Consider the following 12,502-nt stretch of genomic DNA (forward strand, 5'->3'; position numbering starts at 1 on the left):
AGGAACCCTGATGCCGCCCGTCATTGTCGATCCCGCCAAGGTCCGTGAATTCGCCGATGCCGAGAGCTTCTACACCTGGCTCCGCGACCATCACGACAGCCAAAGCGAAGTCTGGATCAAGATCCACAAGGCGGGTTCGGGCCTCGCCTCGATCACGCCCAAGCAGGCGATCGACGTCGTGCTCTGCTGGGGCTGGATCGATGCGGTGCGCAAGAGCTTCGATGAGCGCAGCTTCCTGCAACGCTACACGCCGCGCGGGCGCAAGAGTATCTGGAGCCGGATCAATGTCGACAATGTTGCCCGGCTGGTCGCCGAAGGGCGCATGACCGAACACGGGTTGAAGCAGGTGGAGGCGGCCAAGGCGGACGGCCGCTGGGATCGGGCCTATGAGAGCGGCAAGAACCTGAAGATTCCGGACGATCTCCAGGCTGCGATCGAGGCCGAGCCGGAGGCGCTGCAGATGCTGGCAATGCTCAGCGCACAGAACCGCTTCGCATTGGCCTTTCGCATGCACAACACCAAGACCGAGGCAGGGCGGAAGAAGAAGATCGTGGCCTTCGTCGCCATGCTCAAGCGCGGCGAGACGATCTATCCGCAGTCGAGGAAATGAGGCGGCAGCGCCCTGCGTACACCGCCGCGGTTCAGAAGAACTCGTCCAGCAGAAGATAGAAGGCCATGCGCTCCGGATCCGGCACGATGCCGTAGCGGGCGAGAAAACGCTCGACCTGGGTTGGCCCGAAGTGATCGCCGATGCTGCGCGTCGCGAGCGCCAGGTCCTGGTGGCGATCGGCGAGCCCAGCCCGGGCACAATCGATGAAGCCGGAAAAGACGTCCTTGTCCGCCAGCAGGTTCTCCAGCGTCGCATCGCCATGCGTGACGACAAGGTCTTCCTGGCGCGGTCGCAGGGGCGACAGTTCGGCGAAGACATCGGCTGCGGTCTGGCCGGCGCGCTCCTCATCGAAATCCTCCTCGTCGACGAGGCCAGCCTTGAGCCGCGCTTCGGCCAAGGCGATGCGGCTGTCGGCGCGGTGGTCGAACGGACAACCGGTCCTGTCGAGAGCATGCAGATGCCGCAGGGCGTCGGCGGCGATGTCGACCACCCGTTCCGGGGCAAGACCGGCCTGGGACGACAGGGTCGTGCCTGAAATGGCACTCATCAGCAGCCAGTGTCGTCCGTCATGCCGGGTCTCCGCCAGGCGTTTCGGGCATGGGATGCCGCGGGCGCCCAGCCAGTCCAGGCGCGGTCCTTCATCCGGCAATTCAGCGAGCGGTGACAGTTCCTCGGTCTTGACGAACAGATCCGGTCTGTCCGGCGCTTCGAGGCGAAAGACGCCTGCACCGGAGGCTCCGATCGACTGGGCCTTCCAACCATAGCCTGCCAGATCGCGGCGCCAGTCGGCGGGCAGGTTCAGCGCTGATTTCATTGACGGTATCGTCCAGGTTCCATCAGGCGCCGGCAAGCCGGCTCTTGTCACTCTGGCCCGATTCCCTGGACGGAAAGAAGGCGGCCCGATGCGAACTCAAGCGGGTAGTGCCTCGGCGACGACGCCATTTTCGGCAGCCACCACGCCGCCTCGCAGCACGAGCTTGCGGGGCGGGCGATTGATCACGGCTTCCTCGATACTCGGCGTGTCGATGACGACGAGATCGGCCGGCGCGCCGGGCACCAGGCCATAGCCAGTGATGCCGAGCGCCCTGGCTGGTTCGACGGTGGCAAGATCGAGTGCCAGGCGCAAATCGTCATTGGCATAGAATTCCTGCCTGGAAGCGACGATGGCGGCACGATCGAGCATGTCGCCATTGCCGAAGGGCGACCAGCAGTCGCGAATATTGTCGGACGCGGCGAAGAGGGTGACACCATGGCGGCGCAGCGCCTTTACCGGCGGCACCGGCACGGCGGCCGGGCTCGATGTCATGATCGCCACGCCGGCTCGGGCCAGGGCGTCTGCCGTGCTGGCGAAGCTCTCGGGAGACTGGTCGCCAAGGGAAAAAGCGTGGCTCACCACAACGCGCCCCTGCAGGCCGAGGGCTTCGGTGCGGCTGGCGATGTCGCGCAACTCGGCGCCGCCGGTTTCGCCGCCATCGTGCAGGTGGATGTCGATACCCTTGCCGTGTTTTTCGGCGAGGGCGAAGACGATGTCGAGCTGGCCCGGGATGTCATGGTCGAAACCCTCGGGATCGAGCCCACCGATCAGGTCCGCACCGGCGGCGAGGGCAGCATCGAGCAGCTCGGCTGCGCCGGGCTCGCTCACGACGCCGCTCTGGGGAAAGGCGACGATCTCGATGTCGACCCAAGGCCTCCAGCGTTCCCGAACGGCGAGCAGGGCCTCCAGATTGGTGAGCTTCACGTCATTGTCGATATCGACATGGCTGCGCACCCGAGTGGTACCGTTGGCGACGAGGCGGCGCAGGAGATTGGTGGCGCGGGCCTCGACGGGCAGGGGCACGGCATGGCGGGCGACACGCTCGGCGGCGATGCGCTCGCGCACGCTTTCCCCCGGCACATGCGGCACCAGCGGTGCGCCCATATGGGTCTTGTCGAGGTGGATATGGCCGTCGATGAAGGCCGGAAGCAGCAGGGCGCCGGCAAGATCGCGCCGATCCAGATCGGCGGCCGGAAGCCCGGGCGCGGTGATCGAGGCAATCAGGCCGTCGACGATATGGACATCCGCCCGGCGTCCGTCGGGCAGGGTGGCATTGGCAAGCAGCATCAGATGAGTCCGAGACGTTTGGCGGCAACGTAGTTGTAGAGCGGATCGCGATAAAGCTTGAATTCCTCGGAGGCCGAGAAGGTGAGGCTGAGATCGTGCTCGTCGTCATGCCTGACGGCCTCGGCAAAGATCTCCGGCCAATCCGGCACTTTCTGCCGACGCCATTCTTCCACCTGCTCGGCCGCCGGAATGTCGGGAAAGCCGATCTTGGGAATGAGCGAGGCGATGGCCTGCCAGAAGCGCCGCATCGGCACGGCCGGATCGGGCGAACGCGGCGCCATCATGCGCAGCCAATGGGAGCCGGTGAGGGCATGCAGGAGGGAAAAGTCTCCCGTCGCGGCAAAGAGCGCCAGCGACAGGCGGGCGAAACGGTCCATGGTATCGGGGCCGATGGCCAGCATGTCGTGGATGGGCGCGAATTCCGGCTTGGCCGCGACCGCGCGCATATTGTGCCAGAGCAGGTCGCATTCGGTGACGATATGGCGGAAGGAGGCAGGCCCATACATATAGGCCAGCACGCCGAGCGGATCGTCTGTCGAAGCTGCCGCGCCTTGGCCGGTACCAAGATCGAGATAGGTCGCCGCCCAATAGGCGAGCGCAATGGCGGTTTCCTCGTCATTGTCCGTCCAGGTCGCATAGGCCATGCGCATGAAGGCATGCATGGCGCTGGCGGCGAAGCCGTCGAACAGGAGCGGCAGATAGAGCCTTGCGGTCGGCGTGGCGCCGAGCCGCCCGACTTCCGCCTGGAAGAAGGTGCGGTAATCGCCTTCCCGTTCGCGGTCACCGAGAAAGTCGCGCCAGTTCTCGCGGCTGATCGCGCCCTTGGGCTCCGGCACGGGAACGAGGCCGTTCTGGAGACGGTAGATTTCGCAGAACTCTTCCAGCCTCCGGTCGTCAGCGCCCATGCGCTGCATGGCGACCAGGATCATCGGCAGGTGGTTGGCGAGCATATAGGGGAATTCGGCACTCCATTGCTGTGACCAGCCGATGGAGCGTGCGAGCGCATCGCCCTTGCTGCCCGCTTCTCGTGGTGCCGACATCGAACCCTCCCCATCCGGTCCTGGTTTGCTGGCGCGGCGAAGCTCTTCGTTCCTTCCGGCCACAGTGGTGAAACTACTCCGTCCGTGCGGGGCAGAAAAGGGCCACCCGCAACAAACCAAACAAAATTATGTAATAATTTGTTCGATATTGCGAGGATTTAGGGCTTGCCTTTTGTTAAGTTGCAAAAAAATGTTTGAGTGTGCTCGAATTTCTCACATTCTGATTGCGCGTAAAAAATGCAATGATAGCCTCCCGGTTGCGAGGGTGTAACGGAGGGGACCCACGATGAACATGACGGCAAAATGCCGCTCACTCATGCTGGCAGGATTCCTGGTGTTTGCGGGAGCGGCGCAGGCCCAGGAGCGTTTCGACGGCGTCACGCTCAGCCTGGCATCGCAGAACGACCAGTTCGCGGTGATCTTGGCCGCGATGGCGCCGGATTTCGAGAAGGCGACCGGCGCCAAGGTCAATGTCGAGATCCTGAGCTATCCCGAACTCTTGACCAAGATCACGGCCGACTATGTCGGCCATACCAAGGGCTACGACATCGCCACCACCGATATCGTCTGGTCGGGACAGTTCGCGGAAGCCGGCTACACCGTCGACCTGACCGACTGGATCAAGCGCGATGCCGCCGAGATCAAGGTGGACGACATCTATCCCAGCCTGATGCAGGGACTGGGCGGCTACAAGGGCAAGCAGGTCGCCTTTCCCTTCGCGGGCTATGCCAATGTGCTGGCCTATCGCAAGGACCTCTACGAGGCCGCCGGCCTGAAGCCGCCCGCGACCATGGAAGACTACATCGCCGATGCCATCAAGCTGACAGACCCGGCCAAGAAGACCTATGGTTTCGTGGCCAATGGCCAGAAGGGACCGGCGGTGGCGCAGGACTGGATGCAATATAATTTCCAGCTCGGCGGTTCGATCCTCGGTGCTGATGGCAAGCCGACGCTCAATTCGGCGGCGAACGTCCAGAGCGTGGTCGACTACAAGAAGCTGTTCGACAAGGCAGCTCCTCCCGGTGCGGCCGACTATGACTGGGGCGCGCGCGAGGAGAGCTTCCGCCAGGGCATGGCCGCCAACATGCAGACCTGGTCGATCGGCGCTGCCGGCTACGACAATCCGGAAATTTCCAAGGTCGTCGGCAAGGTCGGCATCATGCTGACCCCGGCCCGGGCCGGCAAGCAACCGGAATACGGCATCGGTGGCTGGGGGCTCGGCATCAACGCCGATATCGACAAGCGCAAGCAGGAGGCGGCCTGGGCCTTCATCAAATGGATCACCAGCCCGGCGGTGCACAAGGAGTTCAATCTGCGCGGTGCCGGTAGCTATCTGCGCAAGAGCGAGATGACGGACAAGGATCTCCTGGCGAAGTTCCCGTTCCTACCCGTGCTGGCGACCTCCTTCGAGCATGGCAATGTCGATTTCAGGCCGCGCATTCCACAATATCCGGAATTGCAGGATCTGATCGGCTCCGCCGTCAACGGTGTGCTGGTCGGCAATGCCGATCCCAAGGCGGCGCTGGACGAGGCGCAGGCCCAGGCTGAAAAGCTGTTCTGAGAGAGGCGAGGCGTCCTGGGGGCGCAGGAGTCCTGGGATCGCAGGCGTCCTCGCCTGCATCTTCCCATCCTGCGAGCGCCGCGGCGCAAAGAGCAGGCGAGGACGTCTGCGATCCCAGGAAAACCTTCTGCTGGCCCGATGCAAGCATAGTTGCGCGGCCCTTGTGGCTGCGCGACCATGCCGGCCTATCCATTCGCCGCCGATTCCGGAGAGTTCGAACTTGGAAAGTCACTCATCGCGCCTCGCCGGAAGCGCCGTCGTGGCCAAGGCGCGGCCCCGACGCCTGTCCTATGCGCGCAAGCGCCAGCTCTTCCTGATCCTGCTGGCGGCTCCCGCCATACTCTATGTGCTGGCAATCGCCGTCTGGCCGATGGCTCAGGGGATCTTCTACTCCTTCGAGGAATACAGCCTGGTCCGCCCGGCGGGCCGCCATTTCGTCGGGCTCGACAATTACGTCGCCCTGTGGAGCGACAAGACCGCCCGCCAGGCGCTGATCAACACCTTCATCTTCACCATCGGCGCCGTCTCCATCGAGTTCGTCTTCGGCCTCGGCATCGCCTTGCTGCTCTGGCGCGACGACTTGTTCAATCGCATCGCCCTCGGCCTGTTGCTGATCCCGGCCACGGTGACGCCCCTGGTCGTCGGGCTGATCTTCAAGGCCATGCTCAATGCCGACTATGGCGTGCTCGGCTATTTCCTGGCCGAAGCCGGCATTTCAGGGCCACGAGGCCTGCTCGCCGATCCACTGCTCGCCTTGCCGACCCTGATCGCCGTCGATGTCTGGGAATGGACGCCGCTGATGGCGCTGATCCTGCTGGCCGGGCTCAAATCCCTGCCGACCGATATTCTCGAGGCGGCGCAGGTCGACGGCGCTACCAGCGCGCAGCGCTTCGCCCTGATCATCCTGCCGCTCCTGTTGCCGGCGGCCTTCCTGGCCCTGGTGCTGAGGATGATGGATGCCTTCCGCGTCTTCGACATCATCTATGTCAGCACCAGCGGCGGGCCGGGCGATGCCACCACCACGCTGATGATCCACGGGGTCAAGCAGGGGCTGGAGTTCTTCAATATCGGCCGGGCATCGGCCGTGAGCAATCTGATCACCATCTGCATCGGCGTGATGGCGGCGCTTTTCATCTTCGTGGTCAGGCCGGCGAGGAACCGCAATGCTTAGAACCGCCGCCGACAGGGGATTGTGGGCACGGCGCGCAGCCCTGATCGTCATCCTCGTCATCGCTCTTTTTCCAATCCTGTGGCTGTTTTCGACGGCCTACAAGCCGGCGAGGGACATCTTCACCACGCCGCCGCAGCTCTTCTTCGAGCCGACCTTCGCGAATTTCGAGAATGTATTCCGGCTTTTCGACCTGTGGTCCCTGGTGAAATCGAGCCTGATCATCTCGATCGGCTCGACGCTGCTGTCGCTGCTCCTCGGCGTTCCCGCCGGTTACGCCCTTGCCCGCTCCAAGAATCCGAAGGCCGTGTGGCTCGCCTATTTCTTCCTGGCCATCCGCACCGTGCCGCCGGTGGCGACGCTGATCCCCTTCTATCTGATGATGCGCGACATCGGCCTGCTCGGCACCTGGTGGGCGGTGATCCTGCTCAACACAGCCCTGAACAGCGCCTTCGTGGTGTGGATGATGTTCTCCTATTTCCGCGCCTCGCCGGTGTCGATCGAGGAGGCCGCCCTGACCGACGGCAGCAATGACTGGAACACCTTCCTGTTCACGGCCCTGCCGTCCGTGGTGCCCGGCATTATCGCCAGCGCTATCTTCTGCATCATGTTCTCCTGGAACGACTTCCTCTATTCGATGTTCCTGACGCGGGCCGACAGCAAGCCGATCTCGGTGGCGCTGCTCTCGGCCTATGGCACCAAGGACATTTCCTGGGGCACGCTCGGCGCGCTAGCGCACTTCTCCACCCTTCCCATCGTCTTGATGATGATCCTGCTCAATCGCTATTTCGTGCAGGGCCTGACCAAGTCGGCCCATTAAAGGTTCCATCATGGCCGCGATCAGCTTTTCAAAGGTCAGCAAAGCCTATGCCGATGGGCACCTGGCCGTGAACAAACTCGATCTCGACATCGCCGATGGCGAGTTCCTGGTGCTGGTCGGCCCCTCCGGCTGCGGCAAGTCCACGGCCCTGCGCATGATCGCGGGCTTGGAGACCATTACCAGCGGCACGCTTTCGATCGGCGCGGAGGTTGCCAACGACCTGTCGCCGCGCGAACGCAATGTGGCGATGATCTTCCAGAGCTATGCGCTCTATCCGCATCTTTCCGTCGCCGACAATGTCGGCTTTGCCCTCAAGGTGCGCGGCGAGAAACGCGAGGTGATCGAGGAGAAGGTCAAGGCTGCCGCCGAGATGCTCGAGCTGGACAAGCTGCTCACCCGCCGTCCCGGGCAACTGTCCGGCGGCCAGCGCCAGCGCGTCGCCATGGGGCGGGCGATCGTGCGTGAGCCAGCCGCCTTCCTGATGGACGAACCGCTGTCCAACCTCGATGCCCGCCTGCGCGGCCAGATGCGTGCCGAGATCGCCCGCCTGCAGCGGGCGAGCGGGGTGACCACGGTCTATGTGACGCATGACCAGGTCGAGGCGATGACCATGGGCGATCGCGTGGCCGTGATGAATGGCGGCGTGCTGCAGCAATTGGCGCCCCCCCGTGAACTCTACGACCGGCCCGTCAACCTGTTCGTCGCCACTTTCATCGGGGCGCCGCCGATCAATTTGCTGCCCGGTAGGCTGCGCCGGGGCGGGCAGGGGATGGAAGTCGCCCTGCCGGGCCTCGTTTTGCCATTGCCGGCCGCTTTCGTGCAGGAAAGACCCGCCCTCGGGGCGCAGGGCGACCGCGAGGTGATCGTCGGCATTCGCCCCGAGAACCTGTTCCTCACCGAAGGCGATGCCGAAGCGCTTTCCGCCCGCGTCGCCTTTCAGGAGGATCTGGGCGCGAGCCTGCTTGTCCATGTCGACCTTGTCGATCCCGCGGCGAATGCCCAGCAGAAGCGGGCAGGGCTGGACGAATTGGACGAAAGCGCCCCGGCTGCAATCTCCACCCGCATGCGCATCAGCGCGCCTGTCAGTGCGAGGCGCAAGGCCGGCGATACCGTCAAAATCGGGATCCAGGTCGACAGCCTGCATTTCTTCGATCCGGCAAGCCAGCTGGCGATACGCTGAGGGAATAGGAGACATCTTCGCAAGGCGCCGGCGCTTGGCGGCTTTCCCAACCATGCCTATCTATGATTTAAGCTCATCGTTGCGAACGCAGCGAAGCAATCCGGCTCTGTGGTTTGTGGCTTCTGGATTGCTTCGCTGCACTCGCAATGACGAAAAGCCGCCCGCCAAGCGGCAATACATCACTCGGCCTCCGGCTTCATTGACAGGACTTCTCCTTTGTTCACAGGCATCATTCAGGGCGTCGCCGATATCGACGCCGTCAAGGATCATGACGGCTTGCGCACCTTCACGCTGCGTTTTCCCGAGGGCTTCAGCGAAGGGCTCGCCATCGGCGCCAGCGTCTCGGTGGACGGTGTCTGCCTGACGGTAACCGAGTTGCTCTCGGCGCAGACGGCCACCTTCGATGTGATGCTGCAAAGCCTGAAGATAACCACCTTGGCCGACTATGCCGCCGGCGATCGCGTGAATGTCGAGCGGGCCGCCAAGGATGGCGCCGAGATCGGCGGCCATCCGATTTCGGGCCATGTCGATTTCTCCACCGCCATCGACTCCGTCGGCACCTCGGAAGGCAACAAGGTCATCCGTATCGCCATCCCGCCGGATTTCGCGCGCTACGTCTTCGCCAAGGGTTATATCGCCATCAACGGCGCCAGCCTGACCGTGTCCGAGGTCGACAAGAAGGAAGGCTGGTTCGAAGTCTGGCTCATCCCTGAAACCCGGCGCATGACCGTGTTCGAGGACAAGCGTGCCGGCGATCGGCTCAATATCGAGATCGAGCGCGACACCCAGGTGGTTGTTGATACCGTACGCGACGCCGTCCAGGAGAGCCTGGGACGCCTGCAGCCTGTGCTGGAAGCCCTGCTGGCGGAAAAGGGGCTCAACCTCGAGGATTTCGTGCAGGTGCCCCGCCAGATCGGCAAGAGTTGACGCCCCTGGGACCGCCGGCTTCCAGCCGGCTCTTCCTTGCCAACCAGCGATGCGCTTCCAGGAGCCGGCTGGAAGCCGGCGGTCCCAGGAGGTCAGGCTTCCTCAGCAGACATCACCCCATGCCCAGCACTATCGCGCCCCCCGTCATGCCGGCGCCCGCGGCGGAGAGCAGCAGCTTTTCGCCCGCTCTGAAGGGCTCTGCTTGGTTCGCAAGCGAGAGCGACAGCGCAATCGTGGCGGCCGAAGAGTTGCCGTAGTCCTCGATGCTACGCACGGTTCTGGCCGTGCCTAGCCCGAGTTCGGCCGAGACCGTATCGAAGATGCGTGCATTGGCCTGATGGGGCACGAAACGGTCTATGTCTGCGGCTGTCAACCCAGCCTGGGTCATGGCCTTCCCGGCGCAATCGCTCATCATGCGCACGGCCTGCGAGAACACCGCCTTGCCGTCGCGCATGGTCATCAGGAAATCCTGGGCGGCGATATCAGGCGCGAAGGGGCGGTTGCTGCCGCCGGCCGGAATGGAAATCAGGTCGTATTGGCTACCATCGGAGGCAAGGTCGACGCCGATGAGGCCACTCTCCTCGTCGTGTGAGGGGCCGAGCAGGAGGGCGCCGGCTGCGTCGGCGAACACCACGGCGCTGGCGCGCTCCCGGGGGTTGATGCGGCGGCTGAGGATGTTGGCGGCAACCACCAGTACCGCCTTCTCCTGGGTGCGCACGAAGCCGTCGGCGAGGGTGAGGGCATAGAGGAAACCCGAACAAGCGCCGGCGAGATCGACCGCGCCTGCTTTCGGGAGCCCCAGTCGATGCGCAAGCAAGGGCGCCGAGGGGGGCAACAAATGGTCGGGGGTCGAGGTTGCGAGCAGGACAAGTCCCACCTGGTCCAGCGCAATATCGGCATCCGCCAGGGCTGCGGCTCCCGCTTCGGCCGCAAGCCCGCTCAGCGTGTCCCCGGCGCCGGCCCAATGGCGATGGCGGATACCGGTCCGCCGCTCGATCCAGCCGTCTTCGAGACCCAGTCTCGCCTCGATCTCGGCATTGCCGACCCGGCGTTCCGGCACGCAATGGCCGAAGCCGAGCACGCGGCTCGAACGGCAGCGGGTCATCGGCCGGCGCCGGCGACCAGGTCCACCGCCTCGTCGATGGTCGCATAGGCGCGGTCGAGATCATCCGGCGTGACGCAATAGGGCGTCATCAGATAGATCACATTGCCGAGCGGGCGGATGAGCAGGCCGCGGGCCTTGAAGAAGGTGCGCAGCCGCGGCCCCGCATCGGAAAGATAACCGCCGGAGGGCACGGCGATCTCCATCACCGCGATGGTGCCGCATTGGCGGATATCGGCGAAGCGGGGATCGCTGCGGAAACGGTCCAGGCGACGGCTGTGTCCGGCGGCCAGCGCCGCGATACGCTCGGTGACCGGCTCCATCCGCCAGATCTCGAGATTGGCGCAAGCTGCCGCGCAGGCGATGGGATTGGCGGTGTAGGAACTGGAGTGGAAGAAGGTGCGGCTGCGGTCATCCGACAGATGCGCCTCGAAGATCTCCGCCGTGCACAGGGTTGCCGCGAGCGGCACGGCGCCGCCGGTGAGTCCCTTGGACAGGCACATTATGTCGGGCGTGATACCGGCTTGCTGACAGGCGAAGAGCGAGCCGGTGCGGCCCCAACCGGTCATCACCTCGTCGGCGATCAGGAGGACGCCATGGGCCTCGGCGATCCGCTTCAATTCGGTGAGAATCCAGGGGGCATAGATGCGCATGCCGCCGGCGCCCAGTACCAGGGGCTCGATCAGCAGGGCGGCGATATCGCCTTGCCGGCAGAGGCGTTCGAAGGCATCGAGCGTGCGCTGTTCCTGCCCGGCGGCGGGAAAGGGCAGGCTGTCGACCGAGAACAGCAGAGGGCCATAGGCCGCGTTGAAGACGCCGCGTTCCCCGGCCGACATCGTGCCGATGGTGTCGCCGTGATAGCTGTGCTCCATCACCACGATGCGCGAGCGTGGCACACCGCGATTGTGGAAGAAGCCGAGCGCCATCTTCAGGGCGACCTCGACCGCGGTCGAGCCGCTGTCGGAATAGAAGACATGGGCGAGACCCGATGGTGCGATCTCGACCAGACCCCTGGCGAGCGTCTCGGCTGGCTCATGCGTGTAGTCGGCGAAGATGATCTGGTCGAAGCGTTCGCTGGCATCCCGGATCGCCTGCATGATGGCGGGATGCCGGTGGCCATGGGTGATCACCCACCAGGAGGAAATCGCATCGAGCACGGCTCGTCCGTCCTCCTCATAGAGGAAGGCACCTTCCGTGCGGGCGATCCGGCGCGTCACCGGATCGAGCTGATGCTGGGTAAAGGGGTGCCAGACCGGCGACGGCAGGGGTTTCAGCATGAGGCAAGCCCTTGCTTGATAATGGATAGGTCGATCCAGTTCCGGAAGCCGGCATGCAAATCGTCGGCGATCAGGGGATCGAGCTTCGGCAGCCGGCCGAGGCTCCTGACATCGCCGAGTTCGGTGATGACGGCCTGAGTGTCCGCCTGCTCGTCGCCGATGAAGACGATTCCGAGGATGGGAATGCCCCGGCGGCGCATGGCTTCGAGCGAGAGCAGCGTGTGGTTGATGGTGCCCAGGCCCGTACGGGCACACAGGATCGTCGGATAGCGCCAGCGCGCGAATACGTCGGCGAACACGGTCCGGCGCGTCAGGGGAACCAGCAGTCCGCCAGCCCCCTCGATGACGAGAGGTCCGGAGACCGACGGCGGCTCCAGCGTGTCGGGATCGAGTTCCACCCCGTCGATGGCTGCCGAAAAATGCGGCGAGGCCGGCGTGGCGAGGCGGTAGGCTTCGGGCAGGATGCGGTCCTGTGGCAACCTGCCCAGGCGTCGTACCGTCTCGCTGTCGGTTTCCTCGTCGAGGCCCGATTGCACCGGTTTCCAGTAGCTCGCCTCGAGGGCATGGGCGAGGGCCGCCGAGAACACCGTCTTGCCGATGCCGGTATCCGTGCCGGTGACCACGATACGTGGATGGGCCTCCCTAATCATGATGCAGCCCCTGGGACCGCGGACGTCCCGTCCGCCTCTTCCTCTCTCCAAGGCGCTGCGTTTCCA

Annotated in this window: 12 protein-coding genes; 6 read left to right on the forward strand and 6 right to left on the reverse strand. The window is 64.3% G+C overall.

The annotated features are described in order from the left end of the window. The first annotated feature begins 10 nt into the window (after window positions 1–10). Window positions 11–610, forward strand: coding sequence for a YdeI/OmpD-associated family protein (locus ACIGJE_RS16620; protein ID WP_483678092.1), 600 nt, complete (start codon window positions 11–13; stop codon window positions 608–610). Window positions 611–641: 31 nt separating this feature from the next. Here the strand turns inward: ACIGJE_RS16620 and ACIGJE_RS16625 are convergent, their stop codons facing one another. The 3 genes from ACIGJE_RS16625 to ACIGJE_RS16635 form a co-directional block, all read right to left on the reverse strand. Next, on the reverse strand, window positions 642–1,424 hold the full coding sequence (locus ACIGJE_RS16625) for an APH(3') family aminoglycoside O-phosphotransferase (protein ID WP_483678093.1): 783 nt from the start codon (window positions 1,422–1,424) through the stop codon (window positions 642–644). Between the two features lie 96 nt (window positions 1,425–1,520). Beyond that, a complete protein-coding gene (locus ACIGJE_RS16630; RefSeq protein ID WP_483678095.1) occupies window positions 1,521–2,711 on the reverse strand; it encodes an amidohydrolase in 1,191 nt (396 codons plus the stop codon). Beyond that, entirely contained in the window at window positions 2,711–3,751 is a 1,041-nt protein-coding gene (locus ACIGJE_RS16635; RefSeq protein ID WP_483678097.1) for a questin oxidase family protein, read from the reverse strand. Before ACIGJE_RS16635 ends, ACIGJE_RS16630 begins: the two co-directional genes overlap by 1 nt. A gap of 286 nt (window positions 3,752–4,037) precedes the next feature. Between ACIGJE_RS16635 and ACIGJE_RS16640 the strand changes: the two genes are divergently transcribed. The 5 genes from ACIGJE_RS16640 to ACIGJE_RS16660 all read left to right on the forward strand — a co-directional run bounded on the left by ACIGJE_RS16640 (window position 4,038) and on the right by ACIGJE_RS16660 (window position 9,407). Continuing rightward, window positions 4,038–5,312, forward strand: coding sequence for an ABC transporter substrate-binding protein (locus ACIGJE_RS16640; RefSeq protein WP_440724716.1), 1,275 nt, complete (start codon window positions 4,038–4,040; stop codon window positions 5,310–5,312). Window positions 5,313–5,571: 259 nt separating this feature from the next. Next, window positions 5,572–6,483 carry a carbohydrate ABC transporter permease gene (locus ACIGJE_RS16645; RefSeq protein WP_483680274.1) on the forward strand — a complete coding sequence of 304 codons (912 nt, stop codon included), beginning with the start codon at window positions 5,572–5,574 and terminating at the stop codon, window positions 6,481–6,483. After that, a complete protein-coding gene (locus ACIGJE_RS16650; protein WP_149255099.1) occupies window positions 6,476–7,300 on the forward strand; it encodes a carbohydrate ABC transporter permease in 825 nt (274 codons plus the stop codon). The genes ACIGJE_RS16645 and ACIGJE_RS16650 overlap by 8 nt, the downstream gene beginning before the upstream one ends. 10 nt (window positions 7,301–7,310) lie before the next feature. Further along, window positions 7,311–8,480 carry an ABC transporter ATP-binding protein gene (locus ACIGJE_RS16655; protein ID WP_483678099.1) on the forward strand — a complete coding sequence of 390 codons (1,170 nt, stop codon included), beginning with the start codon at window positions 7,311–7,313 and terminating at the stop codon, window positions 8,478–8,480. Window positions 8,481–8,696: 216 nt separating this feature from the next. After that, window positions 8,697–9,407 (forward strand): riboflavin synthase subunit alpha, encoded by a 711-nt coding sequence (locus tag ACIGJE_RS16660; RefSeq protein WP_415087257.1) that lies wholly within the window; start codon window positions 8,697–8,699, stop codon window positions 9,405–9,407. A gap of 112 nt (window positions 9,408–9,519) precedes the next feature. Here the strand turns inward: ACIGJE_RS16660 and ACIGJE_RS16665 are convergent, their stop codons facing one another. From ACIGJE_RS16665 to bioD, 3 genes are read right to left on the reverse strand one after another with little or no spacing between them, the layout of a single operon-like run. Then, window positions 9,520–10,512: a beta-ketoacyl-ACP synthase III gene (locus ACIGJE_RS16665; RefSeq protein ID WP_483678101.1), complete on the reverse strand. Its 993-nt coding sequence runs from the start codon at window positions 10,510–10,512 to the stop codon at window positions 9,520–9,522. Next, window positions 10,509–11,783: an adenosylmethionine--8-amino-7-oxononanoate transaminase gene (locus ACIGJE_RS16670; RefSeq protein WP_483680276.1), complete on the reverse strand. Its 1,275-nt coding sequence runs from the start codon at window positions 11,781–11,783 to the stop codon at window positions 10,509–10,511. Before ACIGJE_RS16670 ends, ACIGJE_RS16665 begins: the two co-directional genes overlap by 4 nt. Beyond that, on the reverse strand, window positions 11,780–12,436 hold the full coding sequence (gene bioD, locus ACIGJE_RS16675; protein ID WP_483678103.1) for a dethiobiotin synthase: 657 nt from the start codon (window positions 12,434–12,436) through the stop codon (window positions 11,780–11,782). The genes ACIGJE_RS16670 and bioD overlap by 4 nt, the downstream gene beginning before the upstream one ends. Between the last annotated feature and the right edge of the window lie 66 nt (window positions 12,437–12,502).

Source organism: Labrys sp. E2SS-1L (assembly GCF_057073705.1).

What these genes read in the sequence shown, in the direction of transcription:
- ACIGJE_RS16620 (WP_483678092.1), top strand. Translation starts at nt 11, where the DNA reads ATGCCGCCCGTCATTGTCGATCCCGCCAAGGTCCGTGAATTCGCCGAT.
- ACIGJE_RS16625 (WP_483678093.1), bottom strand. Translation starts at nt 1,424, where the DNA reads ATGAAATCAGCGCTGAACCTGCCCGCCGACTGGCGCCGCGATCTGGCA.
- ACIGJE_RS16630 (WP_483678095.1), bottom strand. Translation starts at nt 2,711, where the DNA reads ATGCTGCTTGCCAATGCCACCCTGCCCGACGGACGCCGGGCGGATGTC.
- ACIGJE_RS16635 (WP_483678097.1), bottom strand. Translation starts at nt 3,751, where the DNA reads ATGTCGGCACCACGAGAAGCGGGCAGCAAGGGCGATGCGCTCGCACGC.
- ACIGJE_RS16640 (WP_440724716.1), top strand. Translation starts at nt 4,038, where the DNA reads ATGAACATGACGGCAAAATGCCGCTCACTCATGCTGGCAGGATTCCTG.
- ACIGJE_RS16650 (WP_149255099.1), top strand. Translation starts at nt 6,476, where the DNA reads ATGCTTAGAACCGCCGCCGACAGGGGATTGTGGGCACGGCGCGCAGCC.
- ACIGJE_RS16655 (WP_483678099.1), top strand. Translation starts at nt 7,311, where the DNA reads ATGGCCGCGATCAGCTTTTCAAAGGTCAGCAAAGCCTATGCCGATGGG.
- ACIGJE_RS16665 (WP_483678101.1), bottom strand. Translation starts at nt 10,512, where the DNA reads ATGACCCGCTGCCGTTCGAGCCGCGTGCTCGGCTTCGGCCATTGCGTG.
- bioD (WP_483678103.1), bottom strand. Translation starts at nt 12,436, where the DNA reads ATGATTAGGGAGGCCCATCCACGTATCGTGGTCACCGGCACGGATACC.